The sequence below is a fragment of the Stenotrophomonas sp. GW821-FHT09E08 genome, from assembly GCF_059416125.1.
The window spans coordinates 91072-107751 of sequence record NZ_JBWKOO010000005.1 but is presented as its reverse complement, the minus strand read 5'-3'; the positions used below and the strand labels follow the sequence as shown (position 1 = coordinate 107751).

The window sequence follows — 16680 nt, the reverse complement described above, 5'->3', positions numbered from 1 at the left end:
GGCCTGCATGGCACTGTTCGACTACCAGGCCGCCAACGCACAGGGTCGCATCGAGAAGGGCCAGCTGGATGCCGAGAGCCCGCGTGGTGCGCGCCAGCTGCTGCGCGGGCGTGGCTTGACCCCTGTGCAGGTAAGCCCGGCGCGCAGTGCGGGCAGTGGCTGGGGCGCGCGCAGGCTTTCGGCAAGCGAGCTGGCGTGGGCCACGCGGCAGCTGGCCAGCCTGCTGGCCGCCAGCCTGCCGCTGGAAGGCGCCTTGAGCGCGGTGATCGAGCAGGCTGAGCGCCCGCATGTCGCGCAAGCGCTTACTGCCGTTCGTGCCGATGTACGCGCTGGCCAGCGCCTGACTGTTGCGCTGGCAGCGCGGCCACGCGATTTTCCGCCGATCTACCGGGCACTCGTGGGCGCGGGCGAAGACTCCGGTGATCTGGCGCGCGTGATGGAGCGCCTTGCCGACTACATCGAAGAGCGCAATGCACTGCAGGCCAAGGTACTGACCGCCTTCATCTACCCGGCGGCAATCAGCCTGGTGTCGGTGGCAATCGTGATTTTCCTGCTCAGCTACGTGGTGCCGCAGGTGGTGACCGCGTTCGTGCAGGCACGGCAGACGCTGCCGATGCTGACCCAGGTGATGCTGGCGGCCAGCGCGTTCGTACGCAGCTGGGGCGTGTGGGCAGGGCTGGGAATAGGTGCGCTGGTGGTGGCATGGCGACTGGCCTTGCGTCGGCCCGAGCTGCGCCTGCGCTGGGACGCGATGCTGCTGCGGGTGCCGATGGTCGGGCGTTTCGTGCTAGGTGTGAACAGTGCGCGCTTTGCCTCGACGCTGGCGATCCTGCTGGACGCCGGTGTGCCGCTGCTGCGCGCATTGGAGGCGGCGCGGCAGACATTGGGAAACGCGCTGCTGGCGCGCTGTGCCGATGATGTGTCCGCGCGCGTGCGCGAAGGTGCGGCGTTGGGTGCTGCGTTGAAGGTTCAGAAGGTGTATCCGCCGATCCTGGTGCACCTGGTGGCCAGCGGTGAGAAGACCGGTTCGCTGGCACCGCTGCTGGATCGTGCTGCACAGACGATCTCGCGCGAGATCGAACGTCGCGCGATGGCGCTCACTGCGTTGCTGGAACCGACGATGATCCTGGTGATGGGCGGCGTGGTGTTGACGATCGTGCTGGCGGTGCTGATGCCGATCATGGAAATGAACCAATTGGTGCAGTGATGCGCGGCGCCCATCACGGGTTGCACCGGGCCATGCCCGGCGAGCGCGCAGCGCGGGACGCTTTCGATTCTCCACACAATCCTCCACACCTTTTTTCGATCTTCCACAGGTTTCTTAAGCGGCCTGTCATCGGCGCAGACCAGCATGGACACGTCGCCGCAGAGTGGGCTGGGAGGCCCTCGGCGGCAGCAGGCGTGTAGTGACCGTTCCTCCCTTGGCGTTTCCCTTCGCAGTAAACCCTTCAGGAGAAGATCATGAACAAGTACAAGACCCTGGCCGCGCTGGTTGCTACCGCGCTGCTCGCCACCGCCGGTGCCGCTTCGGCCCAGCAGTCCCTCGTCAACGGTGGTGGTGCCTCGCTGCCGGCCGACCTCTACAAGGGTTCGGCTGACAGCATCCTGCCGTCGAACTTCAGCTACGCCGTGACCGGTTCGGGCAAGGGCAAGCAGGCCTTCCTGGAAAACAAGATCGCGATCTTCATCCCGACCGGCACCGGCAACGTGCATTTCGCCGGCAGTGACTCGGTGCTGAGCCAGACCGAGATCGACACCTACAACACCACCTACAACAGCGCGAGCTCGACCACTAAGTTCGGCCCGCTGCTGCAGCTGCCGTCGGTCGCCACGTCGGTCACCATTCCGTTCAACAAGGTTGATCCGGCCGGCTCCTCCGTCGACCTGACCGTGGCCCAGGCCTGCGGCATCTTCTCGGGCAAGATCACCAACTGGTCGAGCATCGGCACCGGCCGCAGCGGCCCGATCAAGGTCTTCTACCGCAGCGAGAGCAGCGGCACCAGCGAACTGCTGACCCGCTTCCTGACCAACGCTTGCCAGCCGGCCGACGTCTCGGGCACGACCCTGAAGCTGGCCGGTGGCGCCCCGGCGTTCTCGGTGCAGTCGACCTTCGCCAACTTGTTCACCACCCTTCCGTCCAACTTCGAAGCCGCCCCGACCGCTCCGAACACCAACGCTGGCACCCTGCTGTTCAACGCCGTGAATGCCAATGACGGCGCCATCGGCTACGTCGGCCCGGACGTGATCCCGAACCTGAAAGACGCGACCAAGGTTGCCAAGCTGAAGGGCTATTCGCCGGATGAAGTGAGCGTTGCCGCGACCCTGAACACCATCGCTCCGCCGTCGTCCGCTGCCGACATCGCGAACCCGGCCAAGTGGGTCCCGGTGTTCACCAACCCGTCGACCGGTTACCCGATCGCTGGCTACACCAATCTTGTGTTCGGCCAGTGCTACCGCACTGCTCTGCCGCGTACCGCTGTGCGCAACTTCCTGGAAGCGCACTACAACCTCGGTGCTGCCGGCAACAACGATGCCGCCGTGCGCGCGCACGGTTTCATCCCGCTGACCAAGGTCTGGCGTGAAGCGATTGCCAACAATCTGGTGGCTTCTTCGGCCCCGAACGGCCTGAGCAACGCCAACACCTGCACCACCGGCGTCGGCCGCTGATCCAGCGGTATCGCTGAAACGGGCGCCGGCCGTGAGGCCGGCGCCTTTCAGTTTCCTGGGAAAGCAGGTTCCATCTTGATGACTGCGATTGTGTGCCCTGAAGACAGTTAGGTCGCTTGCTTCCCAGAGCACGAAATTCTCAAGGATCGAACATGCAGACTCAACGAAAAATTGCGCTTCTTGCCGGTGTCATGCTGCTGGCAGCAGCGGGCTTGGCTTCGGCGCAGAAGACCGTAGTCAATGGTGCCGGTGCACCATTGCCGGCAGATGTTTACAGGAATGGCAGCGAGGGAATACTACCTGCCTACATGAGCTATGTCGTGATGGAATCCGCAGTCGGAAAGCGGGCATTTCTCGAAAACGACTTTGGCCTCCTTGTATCTGGCGAGGCCGGCAATGTCGACTTCGCTGTCAGCGAACAGATTCTGAGCGAGGCTGAGCTCGATCAGTACAACGCTCGCTTCAACTCCAGAGCCTCTGCAGTCATGCATGGCCCATTGATGCAGCTGCCCTCCATGCTGGCGCCGATTGCGCTTCCTTTCAATAGTGCAGCCACTGATGGGTCCACTCTTGATTTAACAACGCCGCAGCTGTGTGGCATCTTCTCAGGAAAGATCACCGACTGGAGTGGCATTGGTATCGGTCGCACTGGCCGGATCACTGTGGTCTACCGACGGGAAAGCAGTGGCGCGACAGAGCTGCTGACGCGCTATCTGTCCTCAGTCTGTTGGCCTGCAGATGTCGCTGCAACGTCACTAAGGTTGATCAATGGATCCCCGGGATTCTCAGTGCAGTCAAGGCTTGCAGAGGCATTCGTCGATGGGAAGGTTCCCATGAATTTCGTAGCGTCCTCCGGAGCTGGAGACAGGAATGCCTACAATTCGGTTTTCGCATCGAGCGGTCGTATCGGCTATACCGGGCCGGTGCCGATACCGGACCTGGGTGATGCAACGAAGGTGGCGAAGGTGAAGGGGTTCTCACCTGGAGAGATCAGCGTTCCCGCGACGATGAACCAAATCTCCCCGCCGACCACGCTTGTCAACGCCTTGAATCCGACCAAATGGGCGCCTCTGTTCACCAATCCGGCTGCAGGATATCCGATCGTTGGATTCACTTACCTGCTGATTCCGCAGTGCTATCGCAAGGCCCTGGTCAAGAACGGCGTCCGCGCATTCCTGGAGAAACATTACAACCTGGGGAATGCAGGCACTCACGATGCAGCCGTTCTCGCGCGCGGATTTGTTCCGTTGACGCCTACATGGCGGGAGGCCGTTGCCATCCATCTTGTTTCTTCCTCTTCCCGAACAGGATTGGGCAACGCAGACACCTGCGCGGGCATCGGTCGCTGATTCTGTGGATTCGCTGAACAGGGTCCCGGCTCCAGGGACGGGGCCCTTTGGCCTCCATGCGCTTGAACGAAGTGAAGACGGTGTCGTTTTTCCGTCTCGATGGCCGTCTATCTGATAGTGCCCGCCCATGCAGGGGGCAATCGATTTTTTCTGCCGCAGGCCGTCGCCGGCCGCATGAGGTCCCGATGTCCCACACGCTCAAGACCGTCCCGACCTTCTCGCCGCGCAACCATCCAATGGCCTGGGCCATCGCGCTGGCGCTTGGCGCGGCGCCATGGGTGCCTACCCAGGCCCAGCAGGCCTTCAGCCCGGGCTGGTTCGCCGATCGCGGCGTGGCCCAGGGCGCAGCGGCGCAGAGCGGACGCATGCCCAATGGCGTGCCGATCCAGTTCCAGTTGCCTGCGCAGCAGCAGGACGCCGCACGCCAGAAGCTGCAGCAGTCCATCGACAACCTCGGCACGGCGGCGCAGGCCATTGCATTGCAGCAACGGTTGCAGGAACAGGCTCGGCAGGTGCGACGCGATGCTGGCTTCGTGGTGGCCGATGGCTTGGGCAAGGATGGCCTGAAGGTTGATGAGAATCCGCTGACCCGCGGCTGGTTGAACGCGCGCGAGGCGATCCAGTCCCAGGGCAGCGATGGGCGGGTCCAGGTCAGCATCGAGCAGACTGCCGACAAGGCGATCCTGAACTGGGAGAGCTTCAACATCGGTGGCAACACTACGCTGAGCTTCCAACAGAACCCGAATTGGGCGGTGCTCAACCGTGTCAACGATCCCAATGCCCGGCCCAGCCAGATCCTTGGCCAGCTGAAGGCCAACGGCACGGTGTTCGTTGCCAACCGCAACGGCGTGGTGTTCGGCAACAACAGCCAGGTCAATGTACGCAACCTGGCTGCGGCTGCGGCACGGATCAGTGACGGCCAGTTCCGAGACAATGGCCTGTTCAGTGCCGACAGCAACACTGCCGCGCTGACCGATGCCTTCGGCAAGGTGATGGTCGAGCAGGGGGCACGTATCGTCACGCATGAACCCGGAACGGCCACTCGCGGCGGCGGCTACGTGCTGCTGGCCGGCAGCAACGTGGAGAACGCCGGGCAGATCGAGACCCGAAAGGGCCAGACGCAGCTGGCGGCGGGCGACAGTTTCGTGATCCGTCGCGGCGTCGGCACCGCGCAGAACACTGCTTCGACCACGGCAGGAAACGAGATCGCACCGCGCTTCGTGCAGGGCAGCAACGCAGGCGACGTACGCAACAGCGGCCTGATCCAGGCGCGTGAGGGCGACATCACGCTGGCCGGCCGCAAGGTCGAGCAGGCCGGTGTTGCCGTCGCCACCACCACGCTGAGCCAGCGCGGCACCATCCATCTGCTCAACGCGCTCAGCGACCGCCAGGGACAGGTGATCCTCGAATCCGGCGCGACCACCGCAGTGCTGATCGAAGATGATGGAAAGAGTGCGGTGCTGGACAGCCAGCGCGATGCATTGATCAAGGCGTCGGCAGAACAGGATGCCCTGCGCGCGGCAAGCAGCGCAGGCACGTTCGACAACCTGTCGCGGCTGCAGGATCGCCGTGACCAGTCGCGCGTGGAGATCGTCTCCGGTGGCGACATCAACTTCAAGGATGGCTCGTTGACCCTCGCGACCGGTGGCCAGGTGGTCAGCGACGCGGCGCGACGCAGTTACGTGGGCAATGCGGCATGGGTCGATGTCTCCGGCGCAGTCGGTGTACGCGTAGCGATGGAAAGCAACAACGTGCAGGTGAAGGTGCAGGGCAACGAGCTGCGCGATTCGCCTGACAACCGCGACAGCGGCACGCTGATCAGCAGCGAGGTCTGGATCGATCGTCGCGAGCTGCAGCGCGTGGCCGCCGGTACCGGCGGACATGCGGCCGAGCGCTGGTATGCCGGTGGTGGCCTGCTCGAAGTGGGCGGCTATCTGGACAACCAGCGCCACTCGATCAGCGAATGGGCGGCACAGGGCGGCACCGTGCAGCTGTCCGGTACCGAGGTGGTGACCCACGGCGGTTCCAGGATCAACCTGGCCGGTGGCAGCCTGGATGTGCAGTCCGGCGTGATCAAGCAGAGCTGGCTGCGCGGCACCGATGGGCGGCTGTATCGCCTGGGCGATGCGCCGGCGGAGCAGCAGTACGCCGGCCTGTACAAGGGATTCGAGGTCGAGCATCAGCGCTGGGGCGTCAATGAGGCCTTCCGCAATCCGCTGGTGGCACCGGGCGAGCGGGTGGACAACGGTTACACCGTCGGGCGTGATGCCGGCCGGCTGGTGATCTCCGCACCGACGGCGGTGCTGCAGGGTGACATCAATACGCAGGTGTTCCAGGGCGCACAGCAGGCCAAAGCGCCCGACCTGGGCAAGGATGGCTACGCGCAGGCACAGACGGCGGTGGCGCGCAATGCACAGCTGTGGCTGGGTCGCTATGACAGCGCAGAACGCAATGCGGTCTTCGATATCCAGGTGCGGATCTGGGAGGGCGCGTTGCCTGCGGCCGACTGGACGCTGCAGGCGCCCGTATCGGCACAGCAGCGCAACACCGTGTGGCTGGATGCGGCTCGCCTGAGCGAACAGCAGTGGGGACGCATCGACCTGGCCACCGCCGGCAGCATCGCCCTTGATGGCACGCTGCGCCTGCAGGATGGCGGACAGCTGGTGCTGACCGGCAGCGACGTCCGTCTCGGCGGTGACATCGCCATCGCCGGTGGTCAATTGCAGGCCGGCAATCTGTTGGCCGTGGCGGGCAATCCCGTGGTTCCGCTGCTGCAGGCCGGACGTGGGCGGGTCGAGATCACCGATGGTGCACGTATCGACCTTGCCGGCCGCTGGAGCAATCTGTTGCTGGACCCTGGCGCGGCGCAGGGCCAGGCGTGGAGCGACGGCGGTCGCCTGCAGCTGGAGAACAGCCATGATGTGGTGGTCGGGCGTGGCAGCGAATTGATCGTTGATGCGGGCGGTCGCGTCGATGGCGTGGGCAAGGCGCGTATCGGCAAGGGCGGCAGCGTGAGCCTGCAGGCCAGCAATCTGGACACCGGCAGGGGCGACGTTGGCCGCCTCTCGTTGGCTGAGGATGTGCGCATCAGCGCGCTTGGCCAGGGCAGTGGCAGCTTGTCGTTGGGCGATGGCGGGCATATCCGCATCGGTGGCGATGGTCAGGTCGACGACGTGCTGACGTTGCGCGGCGCGCTGTTCGGCAGTGGTTTCAGCCAGTACGACATCAATGCGCACAAAGGCCTGGAAGTGGCCGGTGGTGCGCAGGTCGAGGTGGTCATGCCGGGCCTGCACCTGGCCAGCGGCGCGCTGAAGGCCGTCACCCGTGAGGAAGCCGTGCAGGCATGGCTGGCCCCGCTCTACAGCGCCGATCCGTTGAGTGGCCGCGTCAGCCAGCGTGCGGGTGCCGGCCTGGTCCTGCGCTCGCAGTTCGGCAATCGCGGCGGCGACCTGCGCATCGGCACGGGCGCCAGTGTGCAGGTCGATCCGGCGCAGTCCATCGAACTGCGGGGTGGCGGCAACATCACCGTGGAGGGGCGTCTGCACGCGGCGGGCGGGCGGATCCGGTTGGATGACGTGCGCTTGGCCATTGATCCGTTCGACAGTCAGCCCAGCAGCCGCACCTACCGCATTGCCGATGGCGCCGAGCTGGATGTCAGTGGCGACACCTTCAGCGTGGAGGATTCAGCGCAGCGGCTGCGCGGGCTGGTGCGCAAGGGCGGCAGCATCGAGATCGGGGGCGCGCTGGATTGGGAGGGTGCCGGCCAGGTCAGCGATCGCCCGGTGGATGCCTTCATCGTGGTCGAGCGCGGCGCGCAGCTGCGCGCCGATGGCAGTACAACGGCATTGCACATCGATGGCCAGGGCTTGCAGCAGGTGGACAGCGATGGTGGCGAGATCGTGTTGCGTTCCGCCAATGCACTCTATCTGCAAGGCGGCATGCACGCCGCGGCCGGCGGTGTCGGCGCGCATGGCGGTACGCTTGGCATTGCGTTCGTAGGAGGCAACTATGCGAAGGGGACCAGCAAGGATGTCCAGGTACCCCGGTTCCTCAACCTCAGCCAGAAGGGCGATGTGGCATCCGCACCGATCACGCCGAAGTACGGCGAGGCACGGTTGTCGGTGGAGCAGATCCGCGACGGGGGGTTCGACAATCTGTCATTGATCGCCGCGGTCCGCAGCGAAGGAAACATCGATCTGCGGATGACGCAGAGCCTGCGTCTGTCCGGCTCGATCGGCCTGTTGCCGGGGGCCGCACCGGGTAGCACGATCGCATTGCACGCGCCCTATCTGAAGCTGGCCAATCCGCCCTTGTCTGCAATCAGCGGCAATGAGCCGGAGATCAGTGGCGATGCGCCGCGGGCGACCGGCCGGCAGCATCGATTGCAGGCCGACGCGCAATTGATTGATATCCGCGACCGTGTGGCGCTGGATGGGTTTGACGACGTTTCCCTGCGTAGCAGCGGTGACGTCCGCTTCCTCAAGGGGGCAACCAGCGTGGGTGCACTGGATGCCGATCTGCTGGCGGCGCAACACCTGGAAATCACCGCCGCACAGCTGTATCCCGTCGCCGGTGCGTCCGCCCGGATCGGGGTCGGTTTCGATCCTGCCAGGTATTCCCGGGATATGATCTGGAAGGATCCAACCGGCGTGCTCCGCATCAATGGCCTCGCAGGGGCTGCACCGGCCGCCCCGCTGTCGGCGATGGGCAACCTGATGCTGGCCGCTGCGACCGTTGAGCAGGGCGGCGTGGTTCGCGCGCCGATGGGCAGCATTACCCTGGGCGGCACCGACAGGAACCAGCAGATCGCCTCGAAGGTCTCGTTCCTGCCGGGCAGCCTGACCTCGACCAGTGGTGCGGGGCTCAGCCTGCCTTACGGCGGCACGGTGGATGGCATCCAGTGGCGGCTTGATGGCGCAGCGGTTGCCCCACGCAACGTGGGCGGTGGCGGGTTGCCGGTCGGCATCGGCGTTGTCAGCAGCCAGACCGACGTGGCGCGCGGTGCGGTGCTGGACATGAATGGCGGGGGGGAGCTGACCGGCGCTGCGTTCGTCAGTGGCCGTGGCGGCTCGGTGGACATCCTGCGCCACGTCCTGGCCGAAGCCAATCCGCGCTACGGTTTCAGCCAGGCCGGTAGCGAGGTCTACGCGATCCTGCCGGGCTACACCGGCAACGTTGCGCCGCAGGGCCTGTCCGACGGTACCGCCGATCCAGGCGTGGGCCAGCAGATTGTCGTGCCCGCCGGCGTGCCGGGGCTGGCCGCCGGCATCTACACGTTGTTGCCAGCCAGTTTCGCGCTGCAACCCGGCGCGTTCCGGGTCGAGGTGGGGGCGAGCTCCACAACCGGTTCCGCTACGCCCCTGCCCACCGGGACGGGCTCTTGGCGTGTGGCAGGTCACCGCAGCGACGGTCTGGTCGAGACGGTCTCGCCGCTGCTGACCGACCTGCTGCTGACCCCGGCCGCGACTGTGCGCCGTCATTCGGGATACAACGAAACCCGCTACAACGCATTCTCCGCCGCCAGCGCACAGCGCCTCGGCCTGCCGCGCGGCTGGCAGACAGTCGACGCGGGCATGCTGCGCTTCGAACTGGGCGACGGTGCCGGCCGCGAGGGCAAGCCCGCGTTGCGCGTCGAGGGCGAGGCGCGCTTCCAGGCCGCCACCGGCGGTGCCGGTACGGGGGGCAGCGTGGAGGTAACGCGTGTCAATCCGGTCGGCACGCTCGAGATCATTGCCGCGGGCGGCAAGGCCGACTCGCGCCTCGATGGGTCGACGATCGAAGCCGACGCACTCAACGCATTGCAGCCCTCGCGCCTGGTCGTCAACGCGCGGGTACGTTCGACGGCGCCGTCCTTCATCAATGTCAGTGGTGTCGGCGGGGATGTGGTGGTCCGCAGCGGTGCCGTCCTGCGCGCACGGGAGGTGCTGATCGGGGCGGTGTCCGGCGGCGGCGGCATCGTGGTCGAAGCGGGAGCCGCCATCGATACACTTGGCCTTGGCACCGCCGGGCTGCCTTCCAGCCTCGGTTACGTCTACCAGGTGGGCGGAGCGCTGCTGGCGGTGTCCAATGATCGGCCCGAGATGCTCGCGCACCCGGCAGGCACCGATGGTGCTGCTGTCAACATCGATATCGGCGGGTGCAGCCCGCACGCGACCTGCGCCGGTCAGGCACGCCTGGTGTCCGAGGGCAGCATCAATGTGACCACCAATGGCCAGCTGCAGCTGCGTGAGGGGGCCACCTATGGCACGCGCGAGTTGGCGTTGGGGGTGGGCAACATCAACCTGGGCTCGGCCGAAGCGATTGCGCGAGCCGCGGCCATCGCCGCACTGCCGCCGGGCATGACCCTTAACCAGCAGGTGCTGGGCGACCTGCTGCGCGGTAACACGGCTACCGGGGCCCCTGCGCTGGATACGCTGCGCCTGAATGCCAGCGAGGCGATCCATGTATTCGGCAGTGTGGACCTGGACACCCGTGATGCGGCGACCGGCAAGGCCACCCTGCGCAACCTGGTGCTGGGTACGCCCGCGATTCATGGTTATGGTGACAGCAATGACCGGGCGCGCATCTTTGCCGCGGACCTGACCTGGGCAGGGCAGCTGGGCGGTTCGCCGGCACTCGGCAGTACCCAGACGCCGCCGTCGGCGCCGGCCATCACTGGCCGGCTGGGCAGCGGGCAGCTGGACATCATCACCGACACACTGCGCCTCGCACCTTCGGCGCGCTCGCAGCCTCTACCTGAGGTGGTGGCCGGGCGCCAGGTGCTGGGTTTCGCCGGCGTCAATCTGCAGGCGGCGCGTGAACTGGTGTTTGCCGGCAATGGTGCGCTGGATGTCTACCAGCGACAGGGCGACTACATCGCCGGCAAGGGCTGGACGTTCAGTGGCGGCAATCTCGACATCCAGGCTCCGTTGATCACTGCTGAGGCCGGCGCGAAGCTTTCGGTGAAGGCTGGAGGTACGCTCACTGCGCAGGGTGCGGGGGCGGGCAGGGCAGCCGACGCGCTGGGTGCCGAACTGGACCTGCGTGCCAGTGATATCGTGCTCGATACGCGTTTCGCTCTGGCTTCCGGCAGGTTGACCGCCAACGCAGATCATTCCGTACGTCTGGGCAGCAAGGCCGAGCTGGATCTTTCCGGGCGCAAGGTCAGCCTGTTCGACGTCGACAACTACAGCTGGGGTGGCGATGTCGAGCTGACGGCTGCCGATGGCAGTGTGCTCGCCGATGCCGCATCGCGGATCGATGTTTCGGCGCGCAACAACCGGGCCGGTCGACTGACGGTCACCGCCCTTGGGGCTGGCGATGGACGTGTCGATCTGGCCGGGCAGATCCTCGGCCAGGCCAGCGGCCGCCATGACGTCAGTGGCAGCGTGGTGCCATATGACAACGGCGAACTGCTGGTGCGCGCACAGCAGCTGCAGGACTTCAGTGGTCTGAACCAACGCCTGACCCGCGATGGCGTGACCGGCGCGCGCAGCTTCCAGATCAAACAGGGCAACCTGGTGATCGGCGATGAAGTGAAGGCGCGCAAGGTTGACATCAGCGTGGATGGCGGCGCGCTTCGGGTAAATGGCCGCATTGACGCCAGTGGTGAGCAGGTGGGCACCATTCGCCTTGCAGCGCGCGACGACCTGCAGGTGGATAGCACCCTGGACGCGCACGGCACCGCGCTGCGCGTGGACAGCTACGGCAGCATCATCGACAGTCCGAACCGCGCCATCATTGAACTGGAGAGTCGCAGCGGAACGCTGGCATTGGGGCGGACGGCCAGGGTCGATCTGCGCAGCGGTACCGATGTTGCGGTTGGCAGCGCTGCGGGTCAGAACGATGGCCGTGCACGCGGCACGCTGGTACTGAACATGCCGCGCTCTGGCGGCGGAGATGCATCCATCCGCACCGATGCCGGATTGCAGGTGCTGGGAGCACGCGATGTCTTCGCCACGGGCGTGCGTCGCTATGACGATGCTCCGTTGGCGACGACGCCTGATGTGAACGGCCATCGTTCGCAGATGGTGACGCAGGCCTGGCTGGACAGCGTCGTCGACCCGGACAGCGTGGCCTGGATGAATGCCGCGCTTGGCAATGGCGATCTGTCCGCGCGCCTGGCGGCATTGGGCAGCGTACGCTTGCGGCCGGGCGTGGAAATCGTCGGCATGACATCGGCAGCCAATCCCAACGGTGACCTGACCGTCAGTGGCGATCTGGACCTGTCCGGCTACCGCTATGGCCCACAGGCCAATCGTACCGATCCGGCACGGCGCGGCTTCGGTGAGGCCGGTGCGCTGCGCCTGCGCGCTGCCGGTGATCTGCATCTCTACGGCAGCATCAACGATGGCTTCGCACCACCACCGCTGAGCCCGGATGACGCGGGATGGCAGCTGTTCGAGGGCAGCGATGCAACCGTCGGGGTCACGCCGTTCGGCGCTGACATCGTGGTGCCGGGGGACGGCGTGGTGCTGGATGTCGGCTCACGTTTCCCGGCTTCGTCGGTGCTGAACTACGCCATCAAGGTGCAGGGCACGCAGCTTCCGGCAGGCACGACACTGCCGGTGGAAATGACACTGACCCAGGCTCTGCAGCTGCCTGCTGGCACGGTGTTGTCCGCCGCAATCACCCTGAACGATGGCCAGATCCACGCCGCCGGAACCGTGCTTGCACAGGCCCTGACAGTGCCGATGGGTGCGCGCCTTGCCGCCGGCTTCCAGCTGCGCAGCGCTGCTGACGTCGCAGCGCACACCTGGCCAGCCGGCGTGCCGTTGCCGACGGAACTGCGGCTGGCGGTGAGTACGCCGTTGCCGCGTGGCGCACTGATTCCGTCGATGACCCTGATCAAGCTTCCGGGTGGCACACCGGTGAAGCTGCGCCCTTCGGACAGCGATGGGCGGCAAGGGCGCAACTGGGCGCTGGCACAGATGCTGCCCGAGGGCACTACATCATGGGATCTCTCGCTGGTAGCAGGTGCAGACACCGAGGCCTCCGATCCTCGCCTGCGCAGATTCGGTGCCAATGGCGACCTGACGCTGTCCGACACGCATTACGGTGTGATCCGTGATGCGCTGAAGCAGAACAAGTTCGTGCGCGAACGGCTGGTGACGGCTGCGGGCGCGCTGCGCGAGAACGTGGACAGCAGCTGGATCGGCAAGACTGCCAAGGCGCTGGCAGAGCACCTGGGCAAGAGCGAGGATGCGCTGTGTGCCGCGGGTGGAAGCTGCGTGAATGCGCCCTATCTGTTCACCAAACTGGGCGCCGAGGAGCTGGCCGGCGATCCTGACCTTGAAGGCACTTCGGTCAAGGACTTCGGTGACCTGCCCTGGGTGGGCATGAGTGAGGAGGCGATCTGCAATCCACCCGAGGCTGGCTATTGTGTGATGCCGGGCGAGATGCGCGAGGTCACCACGATGGGGCCGCCGCAGCATGGAACGCCGATGTGGAGCGTCCTTCGCACTGGTACTGGTGACCTGCAGCTGGCGGCAGCTCGCGATGTGCAGATGCGCTCAGTGTACGGCGTCTACACAGCGGGTACGCCATCGTCCCTTGGCGGTGGCCATGATGCTCGCTTCGAGTCCGCGCGCAGCCCATTGGGTGCCCGCGAAATGCTGCTGGGCCTGCAACAGTCAACCGGCGACTATGATGCGGCATTGGCTGCCTACCAGGCGTGGTATCCCGATCATGGCGGCAACCTGAGCGTGAGCGCGGGCCGTGATGTCAGCGGTGCAACCTGGGGTAGCACCTCCTCATCCGGAGAGGCCAGCATCTCTGCCGGCACCTTCAGCGGCGCGACCGGTGGTTGGCTGTGGCGGCAGGGCACCGGAACAACCATGGGTGTCGAGTCGGTAGCCACGAGTTGGTGGATCAACTTCGGAACCTATGCGGCCTTCAACACGTCAAACCCCCGGGAAAGCCCGAGGATGGTGGGTTTCACCGGCCTCGGCACACTGGGCGGTGGCAATCTTGAGGTTGAGGCAGGCCGGCATGGTGGTGTGACTGCCGCCAAGGGTGAGGCACTCGGTGTTCTCGGTGGTACCCGCTACTCAACGGCGATCAATGCGGCAGTGGGCGCCACCGGTCGCGTTGATGACGGCCGCCTCGTGCAGACCGGGGGGGGCGATCTGCGCCTGCGGTTCACCGGTGCGTTGAATCCGCTGCTGGCTGCAACGTCGATGAGCCAGACCGGCAACAGCCAGGCCCCGCAGCTCAACGGCACACTGGTCAATCTGCGAGGCCATCTCGGCATTGACGCGGGGCGGATTGGTGGTAGTGTCGTGCAGGCCAATGACTACCGGTCCATCAGTGCTGACCTGCGCGCGAGCGATCCGTTCCGCGCAAGTACCAGCGCTGCGATGGGCGGCCCGCTGCTGGTGCTGGGCGATGCGGTCGCGGACCTGCGGGCGCGTGGGGATGTCGTCCTTTCCAGTGCCGCGGATGCCGGCCGTGTCCAGCAGTACAATGCGTTCGAGGCCAGGGCGGACGATGGGTCGCGGTTGCTGGGCGTTACCGGATTCTCGCTGTGGACCGCTTCCACTGCGGTCAACCTGTTCTCTGCAGGCGGCGACATCGTGCCTGTCGGGCAGGCGACAACGCAGGAAGAGGCAGATGGTGGAATGGAAAGCATCGTGGGTGGCGCCGTCTACCGGATCTATCCGTCGCGCCTGACGGCTATCGCTGCCAGCGGTGATATCAAGCTTTCGCGTTCCGTTTCCAGAGAGGTGCTGCTGACGGCCCCAGGGGCCAACAGCACGCTGCAGTTGCTGGCAGGTAACTCCATCCTGGCTGCAGCCGATGCACCGATGATCAGCAGCTCGGGCGCGGATGCCCGCTTGCCGTCGCCCTTCGACCCTGCCTTCAGCGGCTTCGGTGGCAGTAGCCGCAATCAGCTGCTACGCAGCAATCTGTCGCAGGACGGCGCGATTGCACCGCTCAATGTCAGGATCAACGGGGCTTCACCGCTGTTCGCGTTCGGGCCGAACCGGCCGATGCTGAGCACGCCGCGTGCCGGCGACGGGCAGCCGAACCGCTTCTACGCCGGAAGCGGCGACATCATCGGCCTGCGTACCGGCGGCGAATGGGCGTTGGGCACCAGCGCGGGCATGATCCGAACGGTCGGCACCTGGTATGACGTGTCGGCGCCGGTTCAGCTGCGCGCAGGCATGGACATTCTCGGCAGCTCGGTCATGGCGATGAACAATGGCAGCACCGACATGACTGTGGTCCAGGCTGGCCGTGACATCGTGCACACCAACCTGACCGTGTTTGGCCCGGGAAACGTCGATGTCAGTGCAGGCCGCCAGCTCCGCCAGGAAGACAGCGGCAGTATTGTCTCGCGCGGCGGGCTGATCCAGGGCGACACGCGCCCGGGTGCGAGCATCGCGGTGACCGCCGGCAATCAGTACATCGCGTTCGACGCTGTGCGCGCCCGCTACCTGGATCCGGCAAACCTCGCCGATCCTTCGCAGTCGCTGGCATCGCAGCCCGCCAAGGCGGTGAAGATCTACGACAAGGAGCTGAAGCAGTGGCTGCAGCAGCGCTTCGGCCTTGCCGTCGACGGCGCCGAGGCCCTGGCTGTGTTCGACCGGTTGCCGAAGGAACAGCAGCACATCTTCCTGCGCCAGGTCTACTACGCTGAACTGCGCGAGGGCGGCCGCGAATACAACAATCCGGATGGACCGCGATTGGGTTCCTACCTGCGTGGTCGCGAAGCCATTGCAACCCTGCTGCCGGACAAGGACGCAAACGGCAAGACGATCGATCGCAGCGGCGATATCGTGATGTACGGAGGTTCCGGCGTGCGTACCGAGGCCGGTGGCAACATCGAGCTGATGGCGCCCGGTGGGCAGATCGTGGTGGGCGTGGTCGGCGAGGCGCCGCCTGCGAGCGCGGGCCTGGTGACCCAGGGACAGGGCGATATCCGCCTGTTCAGCCAAGACAGCGTGCTGCTCGGCCTGTCGCGTGTCATGACCGCGTTCGGCGGTGACATCCTGGCCTGGACGGAGCAGGGCGACATCAATGCCGGTCGCGGCTCTCGCACCACGCTGCTGTATACGCCGCCGCGCCGGATCTATGACAACTGGGGCAATGTGTTGCTGTCGCCGCAGGCGCCGGCCAGCGGTGCCGGCTTCGCCACGCTGGCCCCGATTCCCGAAGTGCCGCCGGGCGACGTCGACCTGATCGCGCCGCTGGGCACCATCGATGCGGGCGAAGCGGGCATCCGTGTCTCGGGCAACATCAATATCGCTGCGCTGCAGGTGCTCAACGCGGCCAACATCCAGGTGCAGGGTGAGAGCAAGGGCCTGCCGGTGCTGGCCACGGTGAACGTCAATGCGCTGGCTTCGGCCAGTGCGGCAGCGAACAGCGCCAGCCAGGCCGCGCAGGATGTGATGCGCAAGAGCCAGGACGACGCACGGCGCAACCAGCCGTCGGTGATCAGCGTGCAGATCCTCGGCTTCGGCAGCGGCACCAGCAGCATTGCGCCGCCGGCGCGCGGCACGACCGCCAACAGCGGCTACGACGCCAACAGCGCGTTCCAGTTCCCGCAGGCAAGCCGCGACGAAGGCACGCAGCGCCGATAGGCATTGCACGCCACGGTAGGTGCCGACCTTGGTCGGCACGCATTGCCCGATGCACCGCATCGGGCTGCAGCATCGGGCCAGCCGCCAGGGAACGGTGGCGG

4 protein-coding genes are annotated in these 16680 nt (G+C 65.9%); all 4 read left to right on the top strand.

The window, feature by feature from the left end:
• The first annotated feature begins 7 nt into the window (after positions 1-7).
• Positions 8-1207: a type II secretion system inner membrane protein GspF gene (gene gspF, locus AC07M7_RS08885; protein WP_495207185.1), complete on the top strand. Its 1200-nt coding sequence runs from the start codon at positions 8-10 to the stop codon at positions 1205-1207.
• A 254-nt stretch (positions 1208-1461) separates the two neighbouring features.
• Positions 1462-2667, top strand: a complete 1206-nt coding sequence (locus AC07M7_RS08880) for a substrate-binding domain-containing protein (RefSeq protein WP_495207184.1) — start codon at positions 1462-1464, stop codon at positions 2665-2667.
• Between the two features lie 152 nt (positions 2668-2819).
• Complete coding sequence (locus AC07M7_RS08875) at positions 2820-4016, top strand: substrate-binding domain-containing protein (protein ID WP_495207183.1); 1197 nt, start codon at positions 2820-2822, stop codon at positions 4014-4016.
• Positions 4017-4201: 185 nt separating this feature from the next.
• Positions 4202-16579, top strand: coding sequence for a filamentous hemagglutinin family protein (locus AC07M7_RS08870; protein WP_495207182.1), 12378 nt, complete (start codon positions 4202-4204; stop codon positions 16577-16579).
• Positions 16580-16680 lie beyond the last annotated feature (101 nt).

What these genes read in the sequence shown, in the direction of transcription:
- gspF (WP_495207185.1), top strand. Translation starts at nt 8, where the DNA reads ATGGCACTGTTCGACTACCAGGCCGCCAACGCACAGGGTCGCATCGAG.
- AC07M7_RS08880 (WP_495207184.1), top strand. Translation starts at nt 1,462, where the DNA reads ATGAACAAGTACAAGACCCTGGCCGCGCTGGTTGCTACCGCGCTGCTC.
- AC07M7_RS08875 (WP_495207183.1), top strand. Translation starts at nt 2,820, where the DNA reads ATGCAGACTCAACGAAAAATTGCGCTTCTTGCCGGTGTCATGCTGCTG.
- AC07M7_RS08870 (WP_495207182.1), top strand. Translation starts at nt 4,202, where the DNA reads ATGTCCCACACGCTCAAGACCGTCCCGACCTTCTCGCCGCGCAACCAT.